Raw genomic sequence first — 26,363 nt, 5'->3', positions numbered from 1 at the left:
TGACTTACTGAATCATGTGGCAAAGCTTGCACACATGAATCAAGGCGCTGGTATCAACAGCGCCTGTTTTTTTGAGCATGTTGCGGCGGTGATTGTCTACCGTATTCACACTTAAAAAAAGCGAAGCGGCAATTTCTTTGCTGCTGGCACCTTCGGCAATCAATTTCAAAATTTCCAGTTCTCTGCTCGTCAGAATATCTGTTTCCTGCAACTCGGGGTGAGCACTGTGGTAGGTAAAAATGCGATCGCCAATCTGATAGCGATACCACCAGGTGCCATCTACCAAAAAAGGTTCGAGGTCGTGAATGAGAAACATGCCCAACAAAGGGTTGTTGTGTTCATCCCACAACACCGGTATGGAATGAAACATGCTGCGATGTTTATTACCATATCGGCAGGTAATGTTGCAGTTCACGTAAGTAGACTGATAGCGTCTTTTTTCTTCGGGGCTGGCTCTGTGCAACTGGCGGGAGATGATGCGGGTGTTGTTTACCGCAGCTTCTACCTGTTGGGGTAAAAGACAGCCAATGATATACGTAGGCCCAACTTCCAGAATTTCTTCGGGTACAGAACCAAAGTAACGGGCAGTGCTGGTGTTGATGTGGTGAATGCTGAAATCGTGGTACGCAAAAATCACGGTGCGCAAATTGTTGAGGTCTGAATGGTCTAATATTTTAGACTGTTGCAGAAACTCTTCGAGTTGTGCAGGTGCTGGTAGTGTTGGGTAGTATTGCCCCCAAATGTCCACCACTTTTTGGTGTGCTTCGGCAGGTGTTTGCATCAATAGATTCCAAAGGTGACTGTAAAAATAGTCATTTCGACTATTGGCTTATCCTCGGAATGTCTACAGATTTGCTGACCATTTACCATTAAGTCCATTAAATGAGTGGGGCGAAAATCACACCATCGCCCTGCTCATTTACCCCTCACACTCGCTTACCCCCAATTCCATTTTCAAAATCCCATCATTAAAGGACTTACCACAAAACCGGGTTTTTACCCGGTTTTGTTTTTTATACCTGTGTATCAATGCCTTGTGGCTTGGGCTTTAGCGGTATGGCAATGGTCATAAGGGTGCCGCTGCCAGGATGACTTTCAATAAACAATTGCCCCCCATGTTTTTCAATGAACTCACGGCTGATCAACAGGCCCAATCCGGTGCCTCTTTCCTTGGCCGTACCTCGTCTGGTGGCGCCCACATGAGTTGTTAAAATTTCATTAACTACATCGGCACTAATGCCAATACCACTGTCTTGAATGGAAATATAGGTGTGTTGTTGGGCTACCCATGCTTTGAGTAAAATGTGCCCTTGCATGTGGCTAAACTTGATGGCATTGCTCAACAGGTTGCGCAAAATAAAATCTATCATTTGCTGATCGGCATGTAACGGACATGGATTGTCGACATCCGTTTCAATCGTTATTTTTTTCAAATGAGCCTGCAGGTGCAAAATGCGGACACATTTTTCCAGGCTTTCTCTGGTATCCAGCTGTTCTGGTTGAAAGGCCAGCAAATTCATCTGGCTTTTACTCCATTGCAACAGGTGAAACAACAGCCGATTCAAATGATCTAAGGAGTCCTGTGCTTCGGCCATTAGTTTTTGCTTTTCTGCTTCGCTCAGTTTTTCGTGATGCTCGGTCAGCAGTTTTAAAAAGCTTTGCATGGTGGCCAGCGGATTGCGCAGGTCATGGGTGATAACGCTAAATAGTTTATCCTTCAAACTATTCAGCTCTTGCAGTTTTTCATTTTGATTGCGCAGCGATAATGTTTGTGCTTCTATCTGCAATTGCAATTGAATTTTTTGTTCTTCAATCAACTGCTTTTTTTCTTTTTCTGTTTCCAGTGCAATGCGTTCTTTTTCTAATCGCTGCTCTTCTAAAGCCTGCCGGGTTTGGTTGTAGCGGCTGGCCAGGCCCAATGCAAACAGTACTACCTGCACGACCACACCCACCTGTACAAAGTAGCGGGTAAACCAGTTGTCGCCGGCAAGCCCCATTTCTCTAAAAATAAACAGGATGGCACCGGCTACCAGTAATGCGTTGGCCGTAATGAAATACAAAGCAGGCTTGTAATTTCTGTTGTAGGCATCAATACCTGCCACCAGCATCAATACAAGTATGAGGGTGTTTAGAATACCAATGATAGTAACCAATGGCGCCAGCCAATCAATATTTAATACATAAGTACCAATGCCAATGAGCAATGTGCCGCTCATGAGTATGTTGAGCAGTGTGAGCAAAGCATTGGTGCGTGGCAACAACACAGGAGTGTTGAGATAAGTACGGGTAAACCACAAACGGGCAAGGCTGGTAAACGGAACGATGATGGTATAACTCCAGGTATCCCATCGAGGACTGTTGGGCCACATGTGTTCTATGCCAAAACCGTAGTAGTAGGCAAAGTACAAGCCAATGCCTGCAATGCTGAGTACATAGTGCAGGTAGCTGGTATCCTTCACCGAAAAGAACAAAAACAAATTGTACAACGCCATCACCAGAATGACGCCTAAAAACATGCCCTGCCAAAAGTGGCGGTCGCGGTCGGTTTGCTCAAACTGGTCTTGTTGCAATACTTCTACCTGCAAAGGACTTTTCTGATAAATACTAAAACCTGCAGACAACGCAATATGTATTTGTGCGGTATCACCGGGCTGCAGTTCAACCAAAAAATGGGGTTGATAATGAGGGACGGTCCTATTAATCACCGGCTCATTTCTCGAAATGACAGAAGATTGCAATTTTCCGGTACGTGCCGATTGGCTGGAGAGCTGCACCTGCCAAACATTGGGCGTTTTAATGAGCAGCGTACTGGCTGTAGTTTGAGTATTTACAATGCTGAATTGCGTATGTAATTGAGGGCTGTCTGTCCAGTGCAGTTGTTTGGAAGACAGCTGTTGCATTCTATCGCCGGCCTTCCATTGCAGCATTGGGTTGTGCACCGGTTGCGCCTGCAACACATGTACAAAAAAAACAATGATTATGGCCAGCAACCCACGCATCCAATGAGATAATTGTTAGGTTTGTCAAGTTTCGTTACATCCTTCAATATTAATGGACTTTTATGGCGGGTATCAAAATTTTATTGGTAGAAGACGATTGGATTATTGCCAAAGAGATTACGCTGAGTTTGCAAGACATGGGCTTTGAACCAGTGGGCACCATTGATAGCGGCGAAGAAGCCATTCGGCAAATGCCGGTATTGCAACCCGATTTGGTATTGCTCGATATTGGCCTGAGTGGCGACTTGACAGGCATTGATACTGCCCGTCAACTAAAGCAACAATTCAAAGTGCCGTATATTTTTCTGACAGCGCTGGCCGATCAGAGCACATTGGAACAAGCCAAGCTCACAGAACCGTATGCTTATCTGGTAAAACCTGTGAGCCCCGAAAGCTTGTACAGTTCTATTGAAATCACCATGCACAATGCGTCGCAACGCAAAGTGCCCGATGTGTTGCCAGCCGAGCCACTGGTAAAACCACTGCAATACGAAGAAGGCATTTTTGTAAAAAATAAAAAGCGGCTGGAGAAAGTACAACTAAGTGATGTGTTGTACATAGAAGCGGTTGATGTATATGCCATGATGTTTACCGTGCATGGCAAATTCCTGTTGAGCAACAGTTTAAAATCGGTAGAAGAAAAGTTTCCGGCGTCACATTTTATGCGTGTCCACCGTTCGTTTATTGTGAACACCCACAAGATAGAAGCCATTGAAGAAAACGATTTGATGCTGGCTGGCAGGGCTATTCCAATTGGTAAAACATTTCGGGAGCCTGTGATGAGCCGCTTGCAGGTATTGTAGTGCCGGCAAGGGTTTCCGACGATTGTGTTTTCACGGCCTTGGCCATTCAGGGTTTTCCATTCACCCCGCAAAAGGGTTCCATTCACCAAGTTAAACGGCGCATTTCCATCAACAAATAATAATGTTGAAATTGAAAATGCTTGCCGAATGAATAACCTGGCTACTCCGGGAATGTTGACTGCTGTGTGGATATCACTCATTGTGTACATGGGAGTGATTCTGTACTTCGTGGTGCGTGGAGCACGGCGAACGACCAACATGGCCGACTATGCCACCGGCACGTTTCAATTTTCGCCTGCTGCCATTGGGCTGTCGCTTGCTGCAGGTATGACGAGTGCCGCTACTTTCATTATCAATCCGGGATTTATTGCTTATTACGGCATCAGTGCTTTCTTAAGCATGGCGGTGTTTTTACCCATTGGTGCTATTATTTCACTCATCATTTTTTCCAAACGCTTTCGCAAAATTGGTTCTGCAGTCAATGCTAAAACCATTGCGCAATGGGTAGGTATTCGCTACAACAGTGCATCGTTTCGATTGTATATGGCCTTCTTGTCTGTACTTCATCTTACGTTCATTGTGTTGATAGCCGTTGGTTTAACGCAGGTGCTCAGCAGAGCGTTGAATGTAGATGCATTGCCGGCTTTGTCGGGTATTGTACTGTTTACTTTTGGGTACATGATGTTTGGTGGTGCCAATAGTTTGGTGTACACCAACATGATTCAGGCACTGTTGAAAGTTGTAGTTGCTGTAGTGTTGCTGTTCAGCGGGTATCAATTGTTTACCAATGCAGATGCTGGTTTCTTTCAGCAACTGCAACAGATCGATCCCAAATTGACCGCCGCTTTCAATACAGATAGCCCTTTGTACCGCGACTTTTTGAAGTTGTCATTTGTCAGTTGATTGTAGGTGTGGCGATTGTTTGTCAGCCACACATCATTACCCGTTCATTGCTGTTGAAAGATGACAAAGGCATGAACCGTTTTTTGTGGGTAGCAGTCATTTTACTCATCCTGTTTTTTACGGTGGTGTTTACCGGTTTGTATGCCCGTGTGTTGTTTCCTGATTTGATGGTAGCAGGCAAACCATTGCCCCTCGATGCGGTAATGAGTGCTTACGTGACCACGTATTTTTCTCCCGTGGTGAGTTTGTTTTTGGTAGTAGGTTTACTGGCATCGGGTGTAGCTACACTGGAGAGCCTCATTCAATCTATCAGCACTACCATCACCACTGATATTATTGCGGCATTTGCACCCAAGGTCATTGGCAAGCAGCAATTGTTCGTCAATAGATTAGTTATTGCTGTAATGGCTGCGGTCACCATCGCACTGTCTTATCAGCAGTTGGTCAATCCCGATTTGAGTGTGGGAATACTGGCACAAAACGGCGTCTATGCATCTTTCTCCGCCGCCTTTGTGCCATTATTATTTGGTATGTTTTTGAAAAATGTACCCGTGCAGGCTGCTTTCAGTGCATCTGTTGCAGCGGTGGTAGCACACTTCGGTATTTACTACGGCCGCCTAACGCCATACATGGAAACCGGCACCCGCAATCCGGGCATTGCCGCTGCCTTGGCTATCCTCATTTCGCTATTGGTTGGAACCGTTGTTTTGGTACTTTACCGCCAAACCAAAAAGGAGGTAGCAGTATGAAACAACTAACCGGTATCGCTTTTGTATTGATGCTGATGGTAACAACTGCTTCAGCACAAACCAACTGCAGCTTCAACTGGGGTTGGCGCATGCAAACGGCACAACTGTCCAATCAACTTTCAGTTAGTTATTTCGATACAGGCAAAGGCCAGCCCATTGTGCTCCTGCATGGTTTGGGCGGGCATGCTGCGCATTGGTTGCAAAATATAGATGGCCTGGTAAAAGCCGGTCATCGGGTGATTGCTATTAACCTGCCGGGCTATGGCAGCAGCCAGCCCATGCTGGCAAATGATGCGGCAAAACAATTGCACAACTATACATTCGTGGTGCAAGCATTGGTAGAAAAACTTGCATTGAAAAAGGTATTGCTCACCGGGCACAGCATGGGCGGACAAATAGCGATGCTCATTTCCTTGCAACAACCCAAGTGGCTGGAAAAATTGGTATTGGCAGCTCCTGCAGGGTTGGAAACGTTTACTGCTCAGGAAGCGTCGCTCCTCAAGCAATATGCAACGCCTGCGTTTTTCAAACAGCAGGATAGTGCAACAATTGCCCGTAATGTGAAAACAAGTTTTTACAACATGCCTGCATCTGCTGCTGCGTTGATTCAGGAACGCAATAGCATGAAAAGCTGTGCCGGGTTCGATGATTATTGTAAAACCATATCTGCAGGTGTGGCCGGCATGCTTGGCGCACCTGTAGTCGATCAACTGTCACAAATACGTGTACCGGTATTAGTAGTCTTTGGAAAGCAAGATGCTTCCATTCCTAACAAATTATTACATCCACAAATGCAACATGCCGACGTTATGAACGTGGCATTGCAACACATTCCAACTGTATCAGCTGTATGGCTCGAAGAAACCGGGCACATGTTGCAGTGGGAACAGCCAGCAGCATTCCACAACGCATTGCTCACATTTATCCATCAATAACCATAACTATTCTTCACTAAAACAAACGATGTCGTATGAGAAAAATTCTTTTCATGTGCTTCCTCATGGTCGTCTGCGCAAACGCCATATTGGCGCAGGCTACATACAAGGGTAAGGTAACCGACAAAAAGAACGGACAGCCTTTGTCGGGCGCTACTGTTACCCTGAAGGGAACCACCAATGCGGTGGCTACCGATGCCAACGGTGAGTTTACCCTCATTGCCGAAACAGCCGGCACCCATACGCTGGTGGCCAGCTATATTGGCTACGCCGAGCAGGCACTCACAGCTGCTGGCGAATACCTTCGCTTTGAGCTGAGCGAAAGCACCGGCCTTGGCGATGAAGTGGTAGTAACCGCTTCCCGCAGGCCACAAAAAATTACTGAAGCACCAGCTTCTATCAGTGTTATTACTTCCAAAGATTTGGATCAGAGTGCCTCTTTCAATATTGGCGAACTCGCTTCTAAAATTCAGGGGGTAGAATTTGTACGTACCGGTGTAAACGGCGTTGGCTTCAATGCCCGTGGTTTCAACAATGCCTTTAACGCAAAGGTATTGCTGATGACCGATGGCCGTAACAGTATGATGGCTGGTGGTAGCGGTTTGGCTGCCGGTATTATGAATACCATCATCAAAGAAGACGTAGACCGCATGGAAGTAGTGCTGGGCCCCAGCAGTGCTTTGTATGGTCCTAATGCCCACAACGGTATTGCCAACACCATTACGAAAGACCCCCGCAAACACCAGGGTACAACTGTAGTGCTGGGTGGTGGTACACAAGAAGTGTTCAGTGGACGTTTTCGTCAGGCTACTAAAATCAACAACAAGTGGGCGTATAAAATCACGGGTGAATACACCGCTGGTTTAGATTTCGCTTTTCAAGACAGCATCTACGCAGGTGGTAGTGTGTACGGCCCTGCAGTAGCCATTCCAGAAAAGAATGACCGTCGTTTCCGTCACGTTCGTGGCGAAGGCCATTTGTACTACAGTGTAACGCCAAAAAGCGACATCATTGTTTCGTACGGTGGTAGCACCAACCGCTTTTTAAGTGTGAACAATGTGGGCCGCAACCAAATCGTTGACTGGAAGTTTAGCTACTTGCAGGCAAGGTATGTGAGCCCACGTTTTTTTGCACAAATCTATAATACGTGGACAAACGTAGGCAACTCGTATGGTATCCCCGGTTACACCCGTGACTTCTGGAACCGTACGCACAGCACCATCACCGATCCTACCAATCCGTTGTTTCCTGCAGTAGGCCGTTTGTTTCCCGATGAAGCAGAAGCTTTCGCATTGCGACTGGGCAACCGCTTTAAAGAAGAAAGTAAGCGTTTGAATGCCGAAGCACAGTACAACTACGAGTTTGAAAAAATTGGTTTGCAATTGGTAGCTGGCCTGAATTATCAGAAAGACAACCCCAACACATTTGGTACCAAGCCTGGCCGATGCCACACAAAAAATTGAAGTAACTCAATTTGGCGGTGCGTTGCAATTAGAACAAAAATTGCCTGCCGGCTTTAAGCTCTATGCAGCAGCCCGTGTAGACAATCATAGTGTGTTTGGCAACTTGTTTGCTCCCAAAATGGGCTTAGTAAAAGCGGTTCCTGGTGGTGCCTTCCGTGTGACCTATGGTCGTGCTAATGCAGCGCCCATCATTCTGTTCCAAAGTGCCAGCGTATTTGGTTTGGTGTTTGGCAACGGTGATGGTGTTCGCTACGTGCCCAATGGTGCACAGCTTAGTAGCGTAAGTGTAACAGAGAAATTGAAAGTAGAAGAAATTGGTACCTGGGAAATTGGTTACAAGGGTAAGATTGGTAAGAAGCTGTATGTAGATGTAAACGGTTACTATGGCAACAGCAAAAACTTCCTGAGCCCAGCTATTACCGTTGGTGGCCGTGCATTGAGTGTAGGTGCTATTCCTATTCCTACTGCTGGTTTGTTGCTGCCTGGTACGGTAAATGCGCAAACAGGTGTACTGAGTGGTGCAGCTTTCAGCACTTACTTCAACTACGGCGAAGTATCCAGCTATGGTGTTGACCTCGGTATCAATTATTTCTTCAGCGATATGGTTTCTCTTGCTGTGAAATACTCATGGTTTGGCAGCGACATTACCAAAGACAACATGAAGAACGATGCCAACCGCGACGGTTTTGTAAGTGCCGAAGAAAAGAGCCTGAACGCACCCAAGAACCGCATTGCCGGTACACTCAGCTTCAGCAATTTGGCCAAGGGCAAAATGTTTGTAAACCTGAGTGCCCGTTGGGTGCAGGAGCACGACTTTTATAGCGGCAGCCAAATTGGAACTGCTGCAGGCAAAGGCATGCGTGGCTCGGTGTATGGTGGTATCAATCCGCTCAACAACCAACCACGTTTCTATGCTAAAAACTTCAACTGGGGTGCGTTGGGTGGCTTTACAACCATCGATGTCAGCGCTGGCTATCGTTTCAATCCCATGCTGTCGCTGGGTGTGGGCGTAAGCAATTTGTTTGATGTGGAAATGCGGGAGTTTGTAGGCTCTCCATCTATTGGTCGCCTCATCAGCGCCGAACTGAAAGTGCATATTCCTAACGGAAGTAAAAAATAGCGATGCTGCTTTTTGGTTGAACGGTCATTGGGCTTCTGCAACAATGCTGCCAGGCAAAGTTTGTGGGAGCCCATGTTCTTTTATTCAATGCACAAATACAAAAACGATATGCAAGATGTGTATGTGTCTGCGAATGGATTAAAAATTCATGCGGTAGACTGGGGTGGAACGGGACCCGTATTGTTGTTGGCGCATGGCCTTACTGCCAATGCGCATGCTTTTGATGGATTGATGGCAGCTGGTTTGAAACAGTATGCCCGGGTAATAGCTGTAGACTTACGTGGCCGTGGCGAAAGTGAGGCCCCCGATCAGGGTTATACCATGGCAGAAACGGCAAAAGACATCATTGCCCTCATGGATGTATTGCAGTTGGAGCAGGTAGTAATGGGCGGCCATTCTTATGGTGCCTTTTTAAGTTGGTACCTGGCGGCGCATTATCCAACACGCATTAGCAAGGTAATAGCCTTGGATGCGGCCATGCGTATGCACCCAAATACATTGCAAATGCTGGGCCCTGCATTGGGCCGCTTGGGCAAAGTATTTGGCTCTTTTGATGCGTATTTGCAACTGGTGAAAACCGCTCCCTATTTGCATATTTGGGAAGAAGCCATGACCAGTTATTACAAAGCAGATGTGCATACTGCCGCTGATGGTAGTGTGGCTACCATACCCAATGCACAACATATGACGGAAGCCGCCACCAAAGTGCTGGCCGAACCTTGGGCCGATATGTTGCCACAGGTAGTACAACCGGTACTGATGGTCAATGCTCCGGGCATTTATACAATGGAAGCACCATTGCTACCCGAAGCCAATGCCCGTGAAACGGCTGCACTATTGCCGAATGTTCAGTTTGAAATAGTGGAAGGCAATCATCAAACCATGTTGTATGGCGAAGGAGCCCGACAGATTGTTGCCGCAATAGCGTCTTTTATATAAGTGTATTTTGTTTAGTTGTATTAAGGGCCGGGAGCAGCGAGATAATCGCTGCTCTCATTGTTTTACCCAATCTGTTGTTTGCTGCTGTATATTGGCCCTTATGATTCAGTTTTCTGTATTCAATGCAGCAAGTAATATCGATGGCACCGGCGTGTTTGCCAACCAGCGCATACCTGCAAGGCGTAAAATTGGCAACCTTGGTGGCGAAGTGATTTCATTGCGGGAGGCACGTAAACGTGCTGCCAAAACCAAGCGGGTAGCCATGGTGGAGTTTGGCAATGGGTATGCACTGGATGCCAGCATCAATCCAAATGCGTTGCGCTATCTCAATCATAGCTGCCAGCCCAATTGTTATATGCGGTGCATCAACAACCGGGTGGAGTTTTGGAGCCTGCGCCCCATTAAAAAAGGAGAGGAGCTCACCTGCAATTACGGCCCTACGCACCACGATGGCAAATTGCCCTGCCGCTGCGGGGCGAGTAATTGTGTGGGGTATTTGTAAACGCATAAATCCGATTTGGATGACAAAAAAAATCGGTTGTTCACTTTCCTAACAAAATGCAAAGAACACAACCGGTTTTCAGGTTGGCATGGTGTTTGGCAGAGTCGCTTCAAAACCATTCCTATGAAGCACATTATTCCCGTATTCGCCTGCGCTTTATTCTTTACTACAACCGTTCATGCTCAAGATGCGAGTGTGGCCATTAAGGCCGGCGTTAATCTGGCCAACGTCACCATCTCCGACAATGGCAGCATTGATGATGCCAAAACCCTCACTTCTTTTCAGGCGGGTGTACAGGCCGATTTGCCCATCACCAAATTCTTTTCATTGCAGCCCGGCTTGTATTTTACCGGCAAAGGTGCCAAAACCAGTGTTGGCAGTTCCAGCGATGCCACGTACTACAAAGCCAGCTCCAATCCCATGTACATTGAGCTGCCACTGAATGCTGTATTCAAACTGCCACTCAGCAAAGACAACAACTTTTTTGTTGGTGCCGGTCCGTATGCGGCCATGGGCATTGCCGGTAAAAACAAAGTAGAAGGCAAAGTTTTTGGTGTTGCTTTCAACAGTTCAGAAAACATCAAGTTTTCTAATGATGATCCTACTACTTCCACACAAGAGGGAGCGGGCATTGGTATCATGCGCCGTTTTGATTATGGACTGAATGGTGTGGCTGGTTTTGAGGCCGACGCCTTTTTGCTCACCTTGCAATATGGCTATGGCTTAGCTAACATTGCCTCCGAGGGCAACAGCAATGCCAACGATCGCAACAAGCATCGGGTGCTGAGCCTTACATTAGGCGTGAAGTTGTAATAATTTGAATGATTTAATTTTAAGAGAAGCGTGTTGTCAATCATTTGTAACACGCTTCTTTTTTTGAGATATTGATTATTTGATTAATTAGTAATAAATCGGCACCGGTAATAATCGATTTTGTAACCAATCGTCCCAAATCTTCTTTAACTCGGAGATTGTCTTTTGAGTAAGTTTAAAAAATTGTGATGTAGAAAGCCTGAAAGTTGCATCGTCGATGCTGAGATAGAAGAAACTTTTAAATGCACCCGTTGGATCAACGCCTCCAACATAGTTGACTTCAACTGATAATTTTAAATTCTTGAACGAGTATGTAACAATCCTGTTCCTTCCGTAAGTCTGCTTTGTAAATTCATACATCTTATTAAAACTAGTGAGAAGTGTATCTAATTCCTGATAGTTAAGTGTTAAGTGGCCTTTATTCCGTTCGGATGAGTAATAACTACTTGAGGCAAAACCGATACTTCTGCCAAAAATACCTGTTGAAAATGATTCACCTTGTTTTTCAGTTTCAAGCTGATTCAATTGGAAAACAACATTAAATACTGTATCGCTTTTTAAGTGCTCATACGACATCACAAACATGATATCTACATCAGTTGATTTGTTACCAAATAACGGACTGTAATTGTCGTTGATTCTGATTAGTTCTTCAACTATTCGCTGACCATTTCCGTTAAAGAAAATCAGTGAAACCAGTATTGTCAAGATGAATTTCATACATATGAACTTTAAAAAGTTTGAATAGGAAACAGACAAGGAAGGTCATTAACTGTTTGACGCATAATTATGGCCGTAGCCAGTCAAAGCCATGCCATGGAACATTGCGTACAATAGTGAAGAGAACAACTGACACCAGTGTGGCGTATACAAACCATGGCCGATGAAACAATTTGCTGACCGGTTGGTTCTTGGCCACGCTTGTGTATTTGTGCAATAGCCATTCGGCAAAATAAGCCAACAGAAAAGGCGTGTAAATAATGGCCAGTAGATTGTAATCGGCGGCTGCCCCAATACGGGCATGCAGAAGCTGATGTATGGCCCGCTGCGATCCACAGCCGGCACAATAAAAACCCAGCAAACTATACGATGGGCACTTGGGAAAAAACGAAACAGTGGCAGGATTAAAGTTGAAGTACAACCATCCTGCCACTGCAAGTATTAACGCAACAAATGCTGTTCTGAGAAAAGCCATTGTTTGCGTTGTGTGCCTTAATCCAGTGTTTCAGACAGGCCAAAGGAAACGCCCAATACTACCCAAAACAGTACGTAAAGAGCAATAACAGCGATGCCTACCCAAAAACCAATTTTGGTCCATTTGGCGGCTTCACGTGAAGCATCGGCAGCAGCATCGTATTGCTGTGCTGCGTAACGGCTAGATACTTGTGCAGCGTTGATGATGCCTACAATACCGAAAGGCAAGCAGCAAAACAGTGTTACAAGGATGGATTCAACCAGCCAGTTTTTTGGCATGGGTGGCGGAATGATTTGTTGTTCCATAGTTAGTTGATTGATGAAGTAGTGTACGTTCAAACATAGGAATTATGTGATATGTGCAGATTAATTTTTTTGTACATCTTTCTGGTTGGGAATAACTGGTGAAAATAGCTTCCGTTGCAGTATATACAGCAGCATGGATGTAAATAAACAACGGCGCCAGTATTCCACTGGCGCCGTTTTATTGTAAGATGGGCAATCATCATTGCCTATTTTTTCATTGCCCACTATTCACTCTTCTTCACACCCACCACTGGCAGGTTTTTCTCCCGAATCACTGTGTTCAGTTTCGGCAGTTCTTCGCTCATCACTGCTTTCAGTTTGGCTAACTCTGCATCTATTTGTGCAGCCACCACTTCGTAGGCTTCCAGCACTTGCTTGGCAGGGGCACCATTGCCTACAGCAGCCGTACGGTACACGCTGCTCAGCTTGTCATCCAGCTTAATGGGGTAGTTGAGCACATCCTGACCACTCTTGGCTTTTGTTTGGTGCAGCGCTTCTTCAATCGGCGTCAGCTTTTTACCAATCGCTTCTGTCAGGTCTTTCACTTCCTTCGGACAATCTTTGCCCCAACGGCCAGTAAGGTCGGTCATTTGCTTGCGAATTTCAGTCATGTCTTTCTGCGCCTTCATCACCTCGTCAAACTTGGCTTGTGCCTTGCGCAAAAAGCTAAACTGTGCTTCGTACTCCGCCTGACTCACGTTGTAGTTGGGATCGGCCAGTACGGTAAAGGTTACTTCAGCACTGTCTTTGCCCACTTTCATTTTGGCTATGTATTCGCCGGGAGGCGCCATGGCCACCATGCGGGCACGGTTCCACAAAATGGTGCCTTCAGGTACTCGTTCACCTTCAGGATAATTCAAATCCCAGGCAAACTGGTTCAAGCCGTTCTTCAATTCGATCTTGTTGTCTTTTTCTGCTGTGCCGTATGTTTTAATCACGTTGCGGTTTTTATCCATTACTACCACGGTTGCTTTCAACGTATCAGCACCGCCTTTGATGTAGAAAGGAATCACAGCACCGGGCATAGGGTTGGCACCGGCATTGCGAGGCGCAGCGCCGGCATTGCGCCATCCACGGCCAGCTACTTGCATGCGGTAGGCTGGCGCTGGTGTAAATGCGACAAAGTTTTTCTCGGCTATAACGGGCTCGTATTGCTGCACTGTAGTCAGGTCGTCGAGAATGTAAATGCTGCGGCCCTGTGTGCCCACAATCAGGTCGTTGTTTTTAATGGTCATGTCGGTGATGGGTACTACCGGCATGTTCAGCTGAAACTTGTTCCAGCTGGCGCCATCGTTGTAGCTGATGTACATGCCAAACTCGGTGCCGGCATACAGTAAACCAGCACGTTTTTTATCGGCACGAATGGCACGGGTAAAATGCATGCGGTTGATGCCTGCATCAATGCGCTGCCATGTTTTGCCGTAGTCAGTTGTTTTAAAAAGATATGGCGTGTAATCGTCGAGCTTGTAGCGGGTACCGGCAAAATAAGCCGTGCCCTTGCGTACAGGGTCTACATCCACACAGTTCCACATCATTTGCGCCGGAATGTCTTTGGGCGTTACGTTTTCCCAATTCTTGCCACCGTCTTTGCTGATGTGTATCAAACCATCATCGCTACCTGTCCACAGCAGGTTGGGTTCTGTAGCACTTTCTGCAGCGGTAAAAATGGTGCAGTAATATTCAACAGTGGTGTTGTCTTTGGTAATGGGACCACCACTCGGACCTTGCTTGCTCTTATCATTTGTGGTCAGGTCGGGGCTAATCATTTCCCAGCTGCGGCCTTCATTTTCGGTCACAAACAAATGATTGCCTGCGGCATACAACCGCTTTGGGTTGTTGGGGCTGAAGAAGATGGGATAGTTCCACTGAAAACGGTATTTGGCCGCTTCGGCACCAGCACCCATGTTGTCGATGGGCCACACATTAATCATGCGGCTTTCACCTGTTTTATGGTCGAGGCGCTGCAGCATACCCATGTAGTTGCCACCATAAGTAATGTCGGGGTTGGTGGGGTCGGCTACCACGTAACCACTTTCGCTACCTGCGGCATCTTCCATGTCAGCAGCTGTAATGGCGCATCCGTAAGTGCGGCTTTTAATGCGGAAGGCACCATTGTCTTGCTGACCACCCAAAATGCGATAAGGGAAAGCATTGTCGGTACTCACCCGGTACACCTGCACGGTAGGTTGGTTTTCGTAAGTGCTCCAGTTTTGACCGCCATCAAAGCTTACCTGTGCACCGCCATCATCGGCTACAATCATTCGACGGCCATTTTCCGGGTCGATCCACAAATCGTGGTGGTCGCCGTGTGGTGTTTGGTAGGGGCTGCTGAAAGTGCGGCCACCATCGCGGCTCAGCATAAAGTTTACGTTGGGCGCATACACCAGGTTTTCATTTTGCGGGTCTACAAACACTTTGGTATAGTACCAGGCCCGCTGGCGAATGTTGTTGTCGCTGCTGCGCAGGCTCCAGGTTTCGCCGGCATCTTCACTGCAGTACATGCCACCTTTTTCATTTTCCATAATGGCATACACTTTATCAGTATTGCTGGGGGCTACTGCCACACCTACAATACCCCAAGTGCCTTTGGGCAATCCTTTGTTGGCCGTAATGTTTTTCCAGGTTTCGCCGCCATCGGTGCTCTTCCAGAGGCCACTGCCTTCGCCACCACTTTCCAGTGTATGCGGCTGACGAATCACCCGCCACATACCGGCGTACAATACCTTGGTATTGCCCGGCTCCATTACCAAATCGCTGGCGCCGGTTTGGTTGTTTACAAACAGGGTACGTTTCCATGTTTTACCACCATCGGTGGTTTTGTACACGCCTCTTTCTTCATTGGGGCCAAACAAATGACCAATCACTGCAGCCCATACGGTGTTGGGGTCTTTGGGGTGCACAATAATGCGGATGATATGGCGACCATCTTTGAGGCCAATGTTTTGCCAGGTTTTGCCGCCATCATCGCTGCGCCACATGCCACCCAGGCCTTCACTCACGTTGCCCCGCATGCTGTTTTCGCCTTCGCCCACATACAGCACACTTTCATCGCTGGGGGCTACGGCAATGGCGCCAATGCTGCCGCCAAAATATTTATCGCTGATGTTGCTCCAGTTGCTGCCGCCGTCGGTGGTTTTCCAAACGCCGCCACCCGTGGCACCAAAGTAGAAAGTGTTTTTGTTTTTGTAGCTACCGGCCACCGCTGCACTACGGCCACCACGGAAGGGGCCAATAAGGCGGTAGTTCAGGTTTTTGAAGAAAGGAATTTCCTGCGCTTCGGCTACAGGAGCAGGTGGCGCTGCTTTCTTCTTTTGCGCCAATACCTGCGTGTACAGGGCCAACAAGGCCACACAGGCGAGCAATACTTTTCTCATACGAGTGTTGCAGTTTAGAAATGAAGGGGAAATATACAGCCGTTTAGACGATGAATCATCAGCTACCTGTTGCTACATGTCATGCTACACATGGTATTTGAAATACATGTTTGGGGCTGTCAGCTGTAGTGCAGCTATGAAGCTGTGGTTCCCGCCGTCCTCACTACTCCTCGTACCGGCGCCGCTTCGCTGGCACGGTACTGCGGGGTAGTTTCGTCCGTCGGGCAGCCCGTCAGCTGTATGCTGCTATCCACTTTCTGTCGCAGGCCTCCCGGCCTGTGACAGCCGGTTACTCGTCTTGTACATCAACCGTCAGCTCCAAGAAAAATCCGTGCATCTGTGGCCATGAATTATACGCTTTATCTGTCGCAGGCCTCCCGGCCTGTGACAGATTGTGACTCGTCTTCAAGCAGTACTTTTCATCAATTCATTTGAAAGGTTGTGATATACTCTTTCGCCCCTTCGGGGCTTTGCTACTCAACACTTTCTTTTTCACCACGGGCTATCACCCGTGGCTACCGTTATTACGCCCCTTCGGGGCTGAAACAAGAAGAATCCATTGCATCAATCAAGATCCGTTCAAATCCGCGTCCCAAAAATTCATGTTTACAAATCCGTGAATCTGTGGCCAAGCTTTGTAGCTGTCTTTTCTTGCAGCATTAGTAACACATCGTCACAGGCCGGGAGGCCTGCGACAGCAACATCATTCGTGAAAATCCGCGTCCCATCTCATTTTCCCCCGCTGGGGGTTAGGGGGTGCTTTGTATCTTTAATTCAAGTTTTTATTGCATGCAATCCTTTGTTCATCCGCAGTCTGTTATGCGCCGCATTTGGGGCAACAGCGATACCATCTTGTTCATCTTTGCCGGTGCTGCCGCAGAGTTTGCGTTGAATAAAGCGGTTGACTGGTTGTACTTTACCGGCAAGCTGCCGAAAGATCCTTTGGGCCGTTTGTTTTCTACCGTGCAGTATGCCCGGTGGATTATTTTTTCGCCCCACGACAAAGCCACACAGGCCATTCAGCAAATGCGCCACATACATGCGGCAGTAGAAAAAAGCCGCGGCGATACTATTCCTGACTGGGCCTACCGCGATGTACTATACATGCTCATTCATTATTCCATTGCTGCTTTCGAATTGCTCGAACGCCCACTTACCGATGAAGAAAAAGAAGAAGTGTACGATGTGTTTTACAGAGTAGGAGTCGGCATGGGGCTTACACAACTACCGCAGGGTTATGCAAACTGGTTGCCATCAAGAGAAGCACACCTGAATGCCGATTTGCAGCGCAGCCATTACACTGACGATTTGTTCGTACAGTACAAAAAACACTTGGGTAGTACCCGGTATACGGTGCTAAAGGCAGGCCAGCAATTGGTAGTGCCTACACAAGTAAAAGCGTTGCTGGGCTTTCCCAAATATTCTTGGTTGGGTCCGGTGGTGCCGCTGTACAAATTCAGCAGGCTGCTGCACCTGGACGGGCTTATCAAGCATTTGCTTTTGCCCGCTGCATACAAGGCTCAAATTAAGGCCCTCAATCAGCCAGAAGAGAAAAGATAACGGCTTTCTATTGCTGCTACAGAGATTCGCCAAACGTCAGCAAATTATTGTCGGGGTCGAGTAGCGAAAATTCTTTTTGCCCCCAAGGCTTGCTTGCTAAAGCACCATTCGGATGAATGGCAACACCGGCTGCTATCCACTGGTTGTATAGCTTTTCAATATCGCTGCAGCGGATATACACCTGACCATAATTTTCCGAGGGCTCCAAAGTCGGGTGCTCAAAAAAGTGGATTTCAATACCTTCTTTTTGCAGCATCAGATAACCGGGATAATCGTGGCTGCCCATGCTGGTAAAACCAAGTTGCGTGTAGTAAGCCAGCGTAGCGGCTTTGCTGCGCATGGGTAGTTTCGGGTGGACGGTAGTGAGCATAGCGAGTATGTTTCAATGATGAAATGATTGATAGCAAAGGCTTATCATCAATCAATAATCAGAGTAAGCTGTTGGCCGCAGGAAACTAATGTCAATGTGCGACACATTACCTTTGTAAAAAGGCATCGATGATAAGGTTTTCCATTGTGCGTCGGCTACAAATTGCTTCCAGTGTTCCTGCCTGTCGGCCATATTGTTGAAGCTGGTCATGTACATCAGGTTGGGCATGTGGCTGCCTGCAATTACATCACCATAAAAAATAGCGTTGAATTGTAGCCGTTTGAACAAGCCAATTTCATCACCTTCATTAAACATATGCACTTTATTGCGGTACAAAGCTTCGGTGCTGCTTTCATAACTGCGCAGTTCGTATACCCGTTCACTGCGTGGTCCAGTCAGGTTGGGCATTACCAAGCCTTCCGACATAGCAAAGGCTTGCAGCAAAATGGTTTCTTTTCTGTCGTAAGCTGTTTGTTGTTGCTCATGGTTCAACCAGGTGGCAGCCTGTGTTGTGTATGGTTTGTGTTGCAGCATTTTTGCGGGCAGTTGCAGCAATGCTGCTGCACTTTTTGCAGCCAAAAACACGTACAGTTTTTTTACCACAGCAGTATCGTTGGTAATGGCTTTAAATACACCCACCGATGCAATGCCCAGTGCATGTGCGGTAGGTACAAAAGCATTTTGCAAGTATTGCTCCAGTACTTGCTCTTGTGTCTGGTTGGAATAGCTGTATACATTCAGCTGAAAATAGCGGCTGGCTTTTGGTTGCGCCATCGCTACACTTACTGTCAACAACAGGCAGAGCAATGCTTTCCCTTTCATGGTAAAAATTTATACTAAGTTAATGGTTGCCACCACCAACTCTTGGCCATCATTTTGCTTGTACATCTGCTGTCAAAAGTGGGGCGAGCTGTTCAAAGGCTTGCTTGTAACCCCGAATGGTTTTTTTGCAAAAAGCCAACTTGGCCCGACCAATACTATTGCGGCTGTAAATACCTGCAAGACCCTGAATGGTCCACCGGTAGTTGCGCTGATTGCGTTTGTACCAATCTTTTTTGTAGGGTTTCCTGTCTGGAAAAATGAAATACTGCGGCTGCCTGATGCAATGATAACTGTGCGGATAGGCAGTGGCTGCCTCGGCCCATTGCAACATCGGTATGGGTGCTGTACAAGCGGCGGGGTCAAGTATCCACCAGCAGAGTTGGCCTTGTTCTAATACAGGCACCGCCACCGCCACATGATAGTTCCAATTATTGAGCAAACCACCCACATAACCCTTGCGTAAAAAAGCGGCACCAAATACCCAACACTTGGCATGCGGTATGCCTGCATGTTTCAGCAGCAGCGATGCGGCTTCGGCGCGGGCTTCACAAAAATTGTGCTGCCGGTGCCAACCAAAAATGGGTTGTGTGGCCAGCCATTTAAAAATGCCTTGAGCGTTGGCTGGTTGTAACGGCACTATATCAGCAATCCGATCGCTGAGGAAATACTCGTACAGGCTCAGCGAAAGTGGTTGTTGCATGGCAGCAAGATACACGGATGAATTGGTTCTGACATTGCTAAGTATGCCTGACGGCTGTTTCTTTCATTCGTTGTATCAATGCCAATAAAAAGAGCTACGCAATTGCGTAGCTCTTTTTATTGGAACAACAATCGTTGTCCGTTATTTCATTTCAAAGCTTTCCAAAAACTTGGTATTGAAATCACCGGCTTTGAATTGTTCGTTTTTCATGAGCTGCAGGTGGAAGGGGATGGTGGTTTTTATGCCATCAATCACATATTCACTCAGGGCTCTGTACATGGTATCAATGGCTTCATCACGGGTACGGGCAATGGTGATGAGCTTGCCAATCATGCTGTCGTAGTATGGCGGAATGGTGTAACCGGCATACACGTGGCTATCAACCCGTACACCATGGCCACCCGGTGTGTGAAGCACGGTAATTTTACCAGGGCTTGGGCGGAAATCGTTGTACGGATCTTCTGCATTGATACGGCACTCAATGGCATGCATAGTGGGTTCGTAATCACGACCGCTGATGCGAATGCCCGCCGCAATTTTGATTTGCTCTTTAATCAAATCGAAGTTGATGACTTCTTCGGTTACGCAATGTTCTACCTGAATACGGGTATTCATTTCCATGAAGTAGAAATTGCGGTGCTTGTCTACCAGAAACTCAATGGTACCTACACCTTCGTAATTGATGGCTTGAGCGGCTTTCTTAGCAGCTTCGCCCATGGCTTTACGCAGCTCAGGCGTCATGAAAGGTGAGGGGCTTTCTTCCACTAGCTTTTGGTGACGGCGCTGGATAGAGCAATCCCGTTCGCTAAGGTGACATACGGTGCCAAACTGGTCGCCGGCTACCTGTATTTCAATGTGGCGGGGTTCTTCTACAAACTTCTCCATGTACACGCCATCATTTTTGAAGGCGGCCAGAGCTTCAGCTTTTGCCGTGTTGTAGGCCCGTTCCATTTCGTCTTCTCTCCACACTACCCGCATACCCTTTCCACCGCCACCGGCAGTCGCTTTCAGAATAACAGGGTAGCCCACTGTGTTCTTTGCGAGATCGTAAGCTTGTTCGAGGCTTTCGAGCAAACCATCACTGCCGGGAATAACCGGTACGCCGGCTTTAATCATGGTTTCCTTGGCAGTGATTTTATCGCCCATGGCCTTGATTTGCTCAGGCGGAGGGCCAATAAACTTGATGCCGTTCTGTGCACAGATTTCTGAGAAGAGGGCATTTTCGGCCAGGAAGCCATAACCAGGGTGAATGGCGTCGGCGTTGGTGATTTCTGCGGCCGCTATGAGGCGGGGCATGTTGAGGTAGCTGTCGCTGCTTTGGGGTTTGCCAATGCACACGGCTTCGTCGGCAAACTTTACATGCAGGGAATCTTTATCGGCAGTAGAATATACAGCTACTGTACGGATGCCCATTTCGCGACAGGTGCGAATGATGCGCAGGGCAATTTCGCCCCGGTTGGCAATCAATATTTTTTTAAACATGAGCTTAAATGTGCTAATGTGAAAATGTGCCAATTGGCAAATGATACGCACCGTATTTACTGGTCGGTAGAACGATTTTTGTTCTGCTTGGAGGTAGTTAAAATCTTTCCAAGTATTCTGGTGATTTCATCCAACTGATTGAGCAGTGCCGTACAATCGGGAAATCTTTCAGAATATTTACAAAGCCTCAACCAATACTGTGCCTCATCGGCTTCTTTGGCAGCAATCTTCATTTTATGAATGAAGTCAGCTTTACTTTCTGCGTTTTGCGCTTCAATGGCATTTGCGCCAATGGAAGTGCCTGATTTAAAGAGCTGATTGGCCAAGGGATAATACTTCAATGCTTGAAGTTGTCCGCAGTTATCAATGATTTGTAGCGAAAATGCGAAGGTGCTTTTGAGGAGAGGATTCTCTGCGATTCTTAGTTCTTGCATGATAACCGTTTGACTTAAAGTTATCATGAGTTTTGGTCATTAGCACATTAGCAAATTAGCCCATTGGCACATTTGCATTTACGCTGGTTCCACCAAAAACAGGGGCTGGTCGTATTCTACGGGGCTGGCGTCTTCTACCAGTACTTTTACGATTTTGCCTTTTACTTCACTTTCAATTTCGTTGAAGAGCTTCATGGCTTCTACAATACATACTACTTTGCCGGGAGCTACTTCGTCGCCTACGTTTACAAAAGAGGGTTTATCGGGAGCTGAGCTTCTGTAGAAAGTGCCAATCATGGGACTTTTGATAGTAACGGTGTTGGCGGCAGGGGCAGCGGGGGCAGGTGCTGCTGCCGGAGCTGCGGCAGGGGCAGCGGGTGCAGGGGCGGGGGCAGCCACAGCAGGAGCAGCGTAGGCTACGGGGGCAGCTACAACTGTTTCTACTTTGTCTTCCTTTTGTTTGATGGTTACCTTAAAATCAGCTTCTTCGATGCTGATTTCAGCGATGTTGGTTTTGTTGATAATCTTCACCAAATCCTGAATGATTTTAATGTCCATACTGCAACTGTTAAAGATGAAAAAATATACCCTTTTTCAAAGGGTCGGCTAAAGTAAGGTAAGCAGTCGAAATGAGGCCATTTTTCATCATTTTCCCATGAAAATGGGGAAAAAACGACCATTTTTAGTCAAAATCAATCGTTTTTGCACATTTGGCTATTTCTGGGGAAAGTATAAAAAAAGAGCCCCGTTCGAGGCTCTTTTTTAGCTGTATCAACTATTATACTATGCTGTAGGATTATTCTTTTACCCGTTCTACATATTCACCTGTTTTGGTGTTGATGCGAATGAGTTCGCCTTCATTTACAAACAGGGGTACGTTTACGTTGGCACCGGTTTCTACGGTGGCGGGCTTCAGCGTACGGGTAGCGGTATCGCCACGCAGGCCGGGTTCGCTGTAAGTAACCCGTACCACAATTTTATCGGGCAGTTCCACACTCATGGGGCTTTCGGTTTCGGTATTTACCAGTACACTTACCTCCTGGCCGTCTTTCAAAAACTGAGGTGCATCAATCAGGGTTTCGGCAATGGCAATTTGCTCAAAGGTTTCCTGATCCATAAAGTTGTAACCGGTGTCGTCTTTGTAGAGATACTGAAAGTTGCGACGCTCTACACGAACGGGGTATATGGTATCACCACTGTTCCATGTTTTTTCAATACTGCGGTTGTTGTCTACACCCTGCAGTTTTGCCCACACTTTAGCGGCGGCACGGGCAGTTTTGTTTTCGCCAAATTCCACCACTTTATACAAGCTACCATCGAGCTTGAGAATAATGCCACTGACTGATGTCGGAAGTATTTGCCATAAAAAAGTTTTAAGCATTGAACCGGCGGTTGGCGCAGGTTCTTGTGTTTGGGCGGCAAATATAGGTGAATGCTTTTCCACCAAAAACACCCGGCACTTATTTGGGCTGGTTTTCTGCAGGGCAATGCGTTTTAGCATTCTGTAAAGCCATGAGTATGCCTTCTGTTACTGTACATTTGGGCATATGAAAACCTTGTTTACTTCGCTATTGTTATTGATGGCTGCAAGCCCGGTATGGGCACAACCCGGCAAAGCGGCTAGCTATAAAACCCAGCAAACCATTCCAGCCGTACAACTGGTAAGCTGGAATAAGCAGCCATTTTTTTCCAATAAAGTACAGACGGCCGGCAAAACCTTGGTGCTGGTTTATTTTAGCCCTACCTGCAGCCACTGCCTGGAATTTACAGAAAGCCTTACGGGAAAATTGAAGCAGTTTAAGAATGTACAATTCCTGTTTGTGTCGGCGTATTCGGTGGAAGAAATCAAAACCTTCGCCATTACCCGTGGGCTTACCAAGATGCCCAATTTTACTGTCGGACAGGATCCCGAATTCAAGCTCGGGGGCTTTTATGAGCTAAAGGAAATACCCAGCATTTTTGTGTATGGCAAAAATGGCAAGCTCAAAAAATCTTTCGACTCCAAAGTAAAAATGGAAGACCTCATTGTATCCGCAAACGAGTGAGTAAAATGAACGTCATTCCAAGGTAATATTAGTGGCAGCTCCATTGCTACCACCTACCTTTGCCGCGAAATTTGATTTACCTCATTTATAAATCCAAACTATTATGAAAGTAACGGTTGTAGGCGCTGGTGCCGTAGGTGCTACCTGTGCTGATAACATTGCCCGCAAAGAACTGGCACACGAACTGGTTTTGCTCGACATTAAAGAAGGACTGGCCGAAGGCAAAGCGCAAGACATGCAGCAAACAGCTCAGCTGCTGGGTTTCGATACAAAAATTACCGGCAGCACTGCAGATTACAGCAAAACTGCTGGTAGCGATGTGGTGGTAATCACCAGTGGTATTCCCCGCAAGCCCGGTATGACCCGCGAAGAACTGATTGGTACCAACGCTGGTATTGTAAAAGCTGTTGCAGAAAACATTCTGAAATATAGCCCCGATGCGATCATCATTGTGATCAGCAACCCTATGGATACCATGACGTACCTGGCGCTGCAAAGCACCGGTTTGGCCAAAAACAAAATCATTGGTATGGGCGGCACTCTCGATAGCAGCCGTTTCCGCTATCAGCTGAGCCAGCACCTGGGCTGCAGTGCCAGCGATTTGAATGCGATTGTCATTGGTGGCCATGGCGACACTACTATGATTCCGTTGATTAAGCATGCTACCTGGAATAGCATTCCTGTAAGCAAATTGCTGAGCGAAGAACAGCAACAGCAAATTGTTGCCGACACCATGGTTGGCGGCGCTACATTGACCAAGCTTATTGGTACCAGCGCCTGGTATGCACCCGGTGCAGCAGGAGCCATGCTGGTAGAAGCCATCCTCCGCGACGAGAAGAAACTGCAAACCTGCTGCGTATACCTCGATGGCGAATATGGCCAGAAGGACATTTGCCTTGGCGTACCAGTTGTGATTGGTCGCAATGGTTGGGAAAAAATCGTGGAGATTGAACTGAGCGAAGAAGAAAAAGCAGCCTTTGCAAAGAGTGCCGATGCCGTTCGTAATATGAACGACGTATTGAAAACACTCTAAACCAGAGGTGAGCTATAAAAGAAAAGCGGTTGCAATTGCGACCGCTTTTTTAGTGTGCTTATATCAACAAGCACCTATTTTGATTCTGGTGTTATTTACCTGACATTTTCAACTTGAGCAGCATATTGGCCATCATGTTGTTGTAACTAATCTGTGCATTCATTTCTTCCAGTTGATCGTTCAACTTTTGCTGCGACAGGGTAGCAAACAAATTGGTCATTGTGTTTTGGAAAGAGAGAACACCTTTCAGTTCCTCATTTTCGTTGTACATGGCCAGCAATTGCAGCTTTAGGGTGCTGTTTTCTTCTTGCAACTGCTTTACAGAAACCACTGCATTGGCTTCGGCAGGAGCTGGTACAGAGGCAGTTACTTTTTTCTCAGCCTTGTTATTGTTGTTGTTAGCAAGGGCAATACCAGTAAAACTGGTCATCAGGAGTAGTGTGATAATATAGCGTTTCATAACTAAAAATTTATTGCTTGTGTTGATGACACAAAAGTACGCCAGCCTGTTGGATTGGATAGGTCGTATGCTTTAGCTAACCTGAAACGGCCTTTCGAAAATGTTGAATATTGTCTAAAGCTTTGCCTTTGTGTTGTGTCAATATGTGTATTATTCAGGGTAAAATTGACTGATGATTAAATTTTATTCAAAAGCCGATTTCTGATGTTGATTAGCCAATCCTTAACAAAAGGGGCCACAAACGAGTCCGGCAGATATAAAACCGAACCCAATAAGCAACAAAAAAGGCAGCCATTGGCTGCCTTCTCATATGTTGAATGGGTGCTGTGTATAGTGGAATTATTTGGCCAGTTGCTTCAGCATATTCGCCATCATTTGTTCGTAGCTGGCTAAAGCTGTTGCATCTGCTTTGGCATCTGCCTGGCGCTGTGCCTGCAGATACTGCATGGTGTGCTGCATGGTACGGTCGTAGCCGTTATAAGCATCCAATTCAGCGTTCAGTTCAGCCATTTCCCGGGCTTGCAATTGCTGAAACATACCTGCCATGGTTTGCTGATAAGCCAGCTGGCTTTGCAACTCAGCCTGCAAGTCGGTCAGACGGTCGATGCTGGCTCTCAGCGCAGCATTTTCCGTGGCTACTTCAGCTGGGGTAGCCAGGCTGGCAATGGTTGGTTTGCTGGCCACAGCCTCTTTGGATGTGTTGTGGCTGTGAGCCAGGGCAGCAGTGCCGGTGAGGGTTACAAGGGCGAGGAGAGTGAGCATCTTTTTCATAGTGTCTTTTTTTAGGTTGGTGTTTGGTGCGTGTTTGTGTGGTGATTGGTGTGTGGTGTTTGGCGTGTTGTGTGCTTATCTGACGGGCGTTAGCCCATTTGGTTACATCAGTTTGCTTGTTCATTTATCAGCGGCTATTAGCCCTGTCAAGCGGTACTTTTTATTTGAGCTTTGCAAAACGGATAGCAGCAGCCATCATCTTGTTATAGTTGTTGATGGCTTCCATGTCGGCTTGCTGCTCTTCCAGCTTTTGGGCCTCCAGTTTCAGCATCATATTGCCCATCATTTGGTTGTAGGCAAGGGTGCTTTGCATTTCTGCCTGCAGGTTTTCCAGTTCTTCCAATTGCAGCTTCAGCCGACGGTTTTCTTCGAGTACCGTTTTGTAGGCTTCGGCGGCAACTACAGCGTGACTGGCTTTGTGGCTGGCGGTTGTAGTGCTTTTTTCAGCTTTTGCACTACCCAAACCCAGGGTCAGTGCCATCAGAGAAATCATTAGTGTTTTCATGGTGTGTGTTTGTGTTTGTTTGATGATGTAAAAGTACTATACAATACATAGTACTAAAATAATCTAGTGAAGAATGGTGTC

Annotated in this window: 28 protein-coding genes; 12 read left to right on the top strand and 16 right to left on the bottom strand. The window is 46.9% G+C overall.

Annotation, left to right across the window (positions count from 1 at the left end; all coding sequences use genetic code 11):
* Positions 1–4 precede the first annotated feature (4 nt).
* On the bottom strand, positions 5–781 hold the full coding sequence (locus GLV81_RS20565) for a response regulator transcription factor (RefSeq protein ID WP_157479472.1): 777 nt from the start codon (positions 779–781) through the stop codon (positions 5–7).
* Positions 782–1,013: 232 nt separating this feature from the next.
* Positions 1,014–2,999, bottom strand: a complete 1,986-nt coding sequence (locus GLV81_RS14285; protein ID WP_157479471.1) for a sensor histidine kinase — start codon at positions 2,997–2,999, stop codon at positions 1,014–1,016.
* Positions 3,000–3,061: 62 nt separating this feature from the next.
* Here GLV81_RS14285 and GLV81_RS14280 point away from each other — a divergent pair, with 62 nt between their 5' ends.
* The 9 genes from GLV81_RS14280 (at position 3,062) to GLV81_RS14245 (ending at position 11,226) form a co-directional block, all read left to right on the top strand.
* Positions 3,062–3,802, top strand: coding sequence for a LytR/AlgR family response regulator transcription factor (locus GLV81_RS14280; RefSeq protein ID WP_157479470.1), 741 nt, complete (start codon positions 3,062–3,064; stop codon positions 3,800–3,802).
* Positions 3,803–3,949: 147 nt separating this feature from the next.
* Positions 3,950–4,705 carry a sodium:solute symporter family transporter gene (locus GLV81_RS21350; protein WP_197428374.1) on the top strand — a complete coding sequence of 252 codons (756 nt, stop codon included), beginning with the start codon at positions 3,950–3,952 and terminating at the stop codon, positions 4,703–4,705.
* 8 nt (positions 4,706–4,713) lie between these two features.
* Complete coding sequence (locus GLV81_RS21345) at positions 4,714–5,454, top strand: sodium:solute symporter family transporter (RefSeq protein WP_197428365.1); 741 nt, start codon at positions 4,714–4,716, stop codon at positions 5,452–5,454.
* Positions 5,451–6,389 carry an alpha/beta fold hydrolase gene (locus GLV81_RS14270; RefSeq protein WP_157479469.1) on the top strand — a complete coding sequence of 313 codons (939 nt, stop codon included), beginning with the start codon at positions 5,451–5,453 and terminating at the stop codon, positions 6,387–6,389. The genes GLV81_RS21345 and GLV81_RS14270 overlap by 4 nt, the downstream gene beginning before the upstream one ends.
* Positions 6,390–6,424: 35 nt before the next feature.
* The gene (locus GLV81_RS14265) at positions 6,425–7,852 is read left to right on the top strand and encodes a TonB-dependent receptor (protein ID WP_157479468.1); all 1,428 of its coding nucleotides are present in this window, start codon (positions 6,425–6,427) and stop codon (positions 7,850–7,852) included.
* A complete protein-coding gene (locus tag GLV81_RS14260) occupies positions 7,815–8,972 on the top strand; it encodes a TonB-dependent receptor domain-containing protein (RefSeq protein ID WP_197428363.1) in 1,158 nt (385 codons plus the stop codon). Before GLV81_RS14265 ends, GLV81_RS14260 begins: the two co-directional genes overlap by 38 nt.
* Positions 8,973–9,080: 108 nt before the next feature.
* Positions 9,081–9,911, top strand: a complete 831-nt coding sequence (locus GLV81_RS14255; protein ID WP_197428360.1) for an alpha/beta fold hydrolase — start codon at positions 9,081–9,083, stop codon at positions 9,909–9,911.
* A 100-nt stretch (positions 9,912–10,011) separates the two neighbouring features.
* A complete protein-coding gene (locus GLV81_RS14250) occupies positions 10,012–10,413 on the top strand; it encodes an SET domain-containing protein (RefSeq protein ID WP_157479465.1) in 402 nt (133 codons plus the stop codon).
* Positions 10,414–10,536: 123 nt separating this feature from the next.
* Positions 10,537–11,226, top strand: a complete 690-nt coding sequence (locus GLV81_RS14245) for a porin family protein (RefSeq protein ID WP_157479464.1) — start codon at positions 10,537–10,539, stop codon at positions 11,224–11,226.
* Positions 11,227–11,313: 87 nt separating this feature from the next.
* Here GLV81_RS14245 and GLV81_RS14240 read toward each other — a convergent pair whose 3' ends face one another.
* The 4 genes from GLV81_RS14240 to GLV81_RS14225 all read right to left on the bottom strand — a co-directional run bounded on the left by GLV81_RS14240 (position 11,314) and on the right by GLV81_RS14225 (position 16,100).
* Positions 11,314–11,946: a hypothetical protein gene (locus tag GLV81_RS14240; protein WP_157479463.1), complete on the bottom strand. Its 633-nt coding sequence runs from the start codon at positions 11,944–11,946 to the stop codon at positions 11,314–11,316.
* Positions 11,947–12,013: 67 nt separating this feature from the next.
* Entirely contained in the window at positions 12,014–12,421 is a 408-nt protein-coding gene (locus GLV81_RS14235) for a DUF2752 domain-containing protein (RefSeq protein WP_157479462.1), read from the bottom strand.
* A gap of 17 nt (positions 12,422–12,438) precedes the next feature.
* Positions 12,439–12,726, bottom strand: coding sequence for a CD225/dispanin family protein (locus GLV81_RS14230; protein WP_157479461.1), 288 nt, complete (start codon positions 12,724–12,726; stop codon positions 12,439–12,441).
* A 224-nt stretch (positions 12,727–12,950) separates the two neighbouring features.
* Positions 12,951–16,100: a WD40/YVTN/BNR-like repeat-containing protein gene (locus GLV81_RS14225; protein ID WP_157479460.1), complete on the bottom strand. Its 3,150-nt coding sequence runs from the start codon at positions 16,098–16,100 to the stop codon at positions 12,951–12,953.
* Positions 16,101–16,889: 789 nt separating this feature from the next.
* On the opposite strand from GLV81_RS14225, the gene GLV81_RS14220 reads away from it, so the two are divergent.
* Positions 16,890–17,660, top strand: coding sequence for an oxygenase MpaB family protein (locus GLV81_RS14220; RefSeq protein ID WP_157479459.1), 771 nt, complete (start codon positions 16,890–16,892; stop codon positions 17,658–17,660).
* 16 nt (positions 17,661–17,676) lie between these two features.
* Here GLV81_RS14220 and GLV81_RS14215 read toward each other — a convergent pair whose 3' ends face one another.
* The 7 genes from GLV81_RS14215 to efp all read right to left on the bottom strand — a co-directional run bounded on the left by GLV81_RS14215 (position 17,677) and on the right by efp (position 22,849).
* Complete coding sequence (locus GLV81_RS14215; protein WP_157479458.1) at positions 17,677–18,030, bottom strand: bleomycin resistance protein; 354 nt, start codon at positions 18,028–18,030, stop codon at positions 17,677–17,679.
* A gap of 51 nt (positions 18,031–18,081) precedes the next feature.
* Positions 18,082–18,852 (bottom strand): NIPSNAP family protein, encoded by a 771-nt coding sequence (locus GLV81_RS14210; protein WP_157479457.1) that lies wholly within the window; start codon positions 18,850–18,852, stop codon positions 18,082–18,084.
* A gap of 49 nt (positions 18,853–18,901) precedes the next feature.
* Positions 18,902–19,552 carry a protein-glutamine glutaminase family protein gene (locus GLV81_RS14205; RefSeq protein ID WP_157479456.1) on the bottom strand — a complete coding sequence of 217 codons (651 nt, stop codon included), beginning with the start codon at positions 19,550–19,552 and terminating at the stop codon, positions 18,902–18,904.
* A gap of 141 nt (positions 19,553–19,693) precedes the next feature.
* Positions 19,694–21,034, bottom strand: a complete 1,341-nt coding sequence (gene accC, locus GLV81_RS14200; RefSeq protein ID WP_157479455.1) for an acetyl-CoA carboxylase biotin carboxylase subunit — start codon at positions 21,032–21,034, stop codon at positions 19,694–19,696.
* 56 nt (positions 21,035–21,090) lie between these two features.
* Entirely contained in the window at positions 21,091–21,468 is a 378-nt protein-coding gene (locus tag GLV81_RS14195) for a four helix bundle protein (RefSeq protein ID WP_157479454.1), read from the bottom strand.
* Positions 21,469–21,546: 78 nt separating this feature from the next.
* The gene (gene accB / locus GLV81_RS14190) at positions 21,547–22,026 is read right to left on the bottom strand and encodes an acetyl-CoA carboxylase biotin carboxyl carrier protein (RefSeq protein WP_157479453.1); all 480 of its coding nucleotides are present in this window, start codon (positions 22,024–22,026) and stop codon (positions 21,547–21,549) included.
* A 238-nt stretch (positions 22,027–22,264) separates the two neighbouring features.
* Positions 22,265–22,849 (bottom strand): elongation factor P, encoded by a 585-nt coding sequence (gene efp / locus GLV81_RS14185; protein ID WP_157479452.1) that lies wholly within the window; start codon positions 22,847–22,849, stop codon positions 22,265–22,267.
* Positions 22,850–23,015: 166 nt separating this feature from the next.
* Here efp and GLV81_RS14180 point away from each other — a divergent pair, with 166 nt between their 5' ends.
* Together GLV81_RS14180 and mdh are read left to right on the top strand one after the other, a co-directional pair.
* Positions 23,016–23,513, top strand: a complete 498-nt coding sequence (locus tag GLV81_RS14180) for a peroxiredoxin family protein (RefSeq protein WP_157479451.1) — start codon at positions 23,016–23,018, stop codon at positions 23,511–23,513.
* Positions 23,514–23,616: 103 nt separating this feature from the next.
* Complete coding sequence (mdh, locus tag GLV81_RS14175) at positions 23,617–24,546, top strand: malate dehydrogenase (RefSeq protein ID WP_157479450.1); 930 nt, start codon at positions 23,617–23,619, stop codon at positions 24,544–24,546.
* A gap of 91 nt (positions 24,547–24,637) precedes the next feature.
* On the opposite strand, the gene GLV81_RS14170 is transcribed toward mdh, so the two are convergent.
* The 3 genes from GLV81_RS14170 to GLV81_RS14160 all read right to left on the bottom strand — a co-directional run bounded on the left by GLV81_RS14170 (position 24,638) and on the right by GLV81_RS14160 (position 26,282).
* On the bottom strand, positions 24,638–25,006 hold the full coding sequence (locus GLV81_RS14170; RefSeq protein WP_157479449.1) for a hypothetical protein: 369 nt from the start codon (positions 25,004–25,006) through the stop codon (positions 24,638–24,640).
* A gap of 339 nt (positions 25,007–25,345) precedes the next feature.
* A complete protein-coding gene (locus tag GLV81_RS14165) occupies positions 25,346–25,777 on the bottom strand; it encodes a hypothetical protein (RefSeq protein WP_157479448.1) in 432 nt (143 codons plus the stop codon).
* 160 nt (positions 25,778–25,937) lie between these two features.
* Positions 25,938–26,282: a hypothetical protein gene (locus tag GLV81_RS14160; protein WP_157479447.1), complete on the bottom strand. Its 345-nt coding sequence runs from the start codon at positions 26,280–26,282 to the stop codon at positions 25,938–25,940.
* Positions 26,283–26,363: the final 81 nt, after the last annotated feature.

The organism is Phnomibacter ginsenosidimutans, assembly GCF_009740285.1.
Classification (GTDB): Bacteria; Bacteroidota; Bacteroidia; order Chitinophagales; family Chitinophagaceae; genus Phnomibacter; species Phnomibacter ginsenosidimutans.
Note: the sequence above shows the minus strand (reverse complement) of the source record. Positions and strands in the feature narration are given on the sequence as shown.

What these genes read in the sequence shown, in the direction of transcription:
- GLV81_RS20565 (WP_157479472.1), bottom strand. Translation starts at nt 781, where the DNA reads ATGCAAACACCTGCCGAAGCACACCAAAAAGTGGTGGACATTTGGGGG.
- GLV81_RS14285 (WP_157479471.1), bottom strand. Translation starts at nt 2,999, where the DNA reads ATGCGTGGGTTGCTGGCCATAATCATTGTTTTTTTTGTACATGTGTTG.
- GLV81_RS14280 (WP_157479470.1), top strand. Translation starts at nt 3,062, where the DNA reads ATGGCGGGTATCAAAATTTTATTGGTAGAAGACGATTGGATTATTGCC.
- GLV81_RS21350 (WP_197428374.1), top strand. Translation starts at nt 3,950, where the DNA reads ATGAATAACCTGGCTACTCCGGGAATGTTGACTGCTGTGTGGATATCA.
- GLV81_RS14270 (WP_157479469.1), top strand. Translation starts at nt 5,451, where the DNA reads ATGAAACAACTAACCGGTATCGCTTTTGTATTGATGCTGATGGTAACA.
- GLV81_RS14265 (WP_157479468.1), top strand. Translation starts at nt 6,425, where the DNA reads ATGAGAAAAATTCTTTTCATGTGCTTCCTCATGGTCGTCTGCGCAAAC.
- GLV81_RS14255 (WP_197428360.1), top strand. Translation starts at nt 9,081, where the DNA reads ATGCAAGATGTGTATGTGTCTGCGAATGGATTAAAAATTCATGCGGTA.
- GLV81_RS14250 (WP_157479465.1), top strand. Translation starts at nt 10,012, where the DNA reads ATGATTCAGTTTTCTGTATTCAATGCAGCAAGTAATATCGATGGCACC.
- GLV81_RS14245 (WP_157479464.1), top strand. Translation starts at nt 10,537, where the DNA reads ATGAAGCACATTATTCCCGTATTCGCCTGCGCTTTATTCTTTACTACA.
- GLV81_RS14240 (WP_157479463.1), bottom strand. Translation starts at nt 11,946, where the DNA reads ATGAAATTCATCTTGACAATACTGGTTTCACTGATTTTCTTTAACGGA.
- GLV81_RS14235 (WP_157479462.1), bottom strand. Translation starts at nt 12,421, where the DNA reads ATGGCTTTTCTCAGAACAGCATTTGTTGCGTTAATACTTGCAGTGGCA.
- GLV81_RS14230 (WP_157479461.1), bottom strand. Translation starts at nt 12,726, where the DNA reads ATGGAACAACAAATCATTCCGCCACCCATGCCAAAAAACTGGCTGGTT.
- GLV81_RS14225 (WP_157479460.1), bottom strand. Translation starts at nt 16,100, where the DNA reads ATGAGAAAAGTATTGCTCGCCTGTGTGGCCTTGTTGGCCCTGTACACG.
- GLV81_RS14220 (WP_157479459.1), top strand. Translation starts at nt 16,890, where the DNA reads ATGCAATCCTTTGTTCATCCGCAGTCTGTTATGCGCCGCATTTGGGGC.
- GLV81_RS14215 (WP_157479458.1), bottom strand. Translation starts at nt 18,030, where the DNA reads ATGCTCACTACCGTCCACCCGAAACTACCCATGCGCAGCAAAGCCGCT.
- GLV81_RS14210 (WP_157479457.1), bottom strand. Translation starts at nt 18,852, where the DNA reads ATGAAAGGGAAAGCATTGCTCTGCCTGTTGTTGACAGTAAGTGTAGCG.
- GLV81_RS14205 (WP_157479456.1), bottom strand. Translation starts at nt 19,552, where the DNA reads ATGCAACAACCACTTTCGCTGAGCCTGTACGAGTATTTCCTCAGCGAT.
- accC (WP_157479455.1), bottom strand. Translation starts at nt 21,034, where the DNA reads ATGTTTAAAAAAATATTGATTGCCAACCGGGGCGAAATTGCCCTGCGC.
- GLV81_RS14195 (WP_157479454.1), bottom strand. Translation starts at nt 21,468, where the DNA reads ATGCAAGAACTAAGAATCGCAGAGAATCCTCTCCTCAAAAGCACCTTC.
- accB (WP_157479453.1), bottom strand. Translation starts at nt 22,026, where the DNA reads ATGGACATTAAAATCATTCAGGATTTGGTGAAGATTATCAACAAAACC.
- efp (WP_157479452.1), bottom strand. Translation starts at nt 22,849, where the DNA reads ATGCTTAAAACTTTTTTATGGCAAATACTTCCGACATCAGTCAGTGGC.
- GLV81_RS14180 (WP_157479451.1), top strand. Translation starts at nt 23,016, where the DNA reads ATGAAAACCTTGTTTACTTCGCTATTGTTATTGATGGCTGCAAGCCCG.
- mdh (WP_157479450.1), top strand. Translation starts at nt 23,617, where the DNA reads ATGAAAGTAACGGTTGTAGGCGCTGGTGCCGTAGGTGCTACCTGTGCT.
- GLV81_RS14170 (WP_157479449.1), bottom strand. Translation starts at nt 25,006, where the DNA reads ATGAAACGCTATATTATCACACTACTCCTGATGACCAGTTTTACTGGT.
- GLV81_RS14165 (WP_157479448.1), bottom strand. Translation starts at nt 25,777, where the DNA reads ATGAAAAAGATGCTCACTCTCCTCGCCCTTGTAACCCTCACCGGCACT.
- GLV81_RS14160 (WP_157479447.1), bottom strand. Translation starts at nt 26,282, where the DNA reads ATGAAAACACTAATGATTTCTCTGATGGCACTGACCCTGGGTTTGGGT.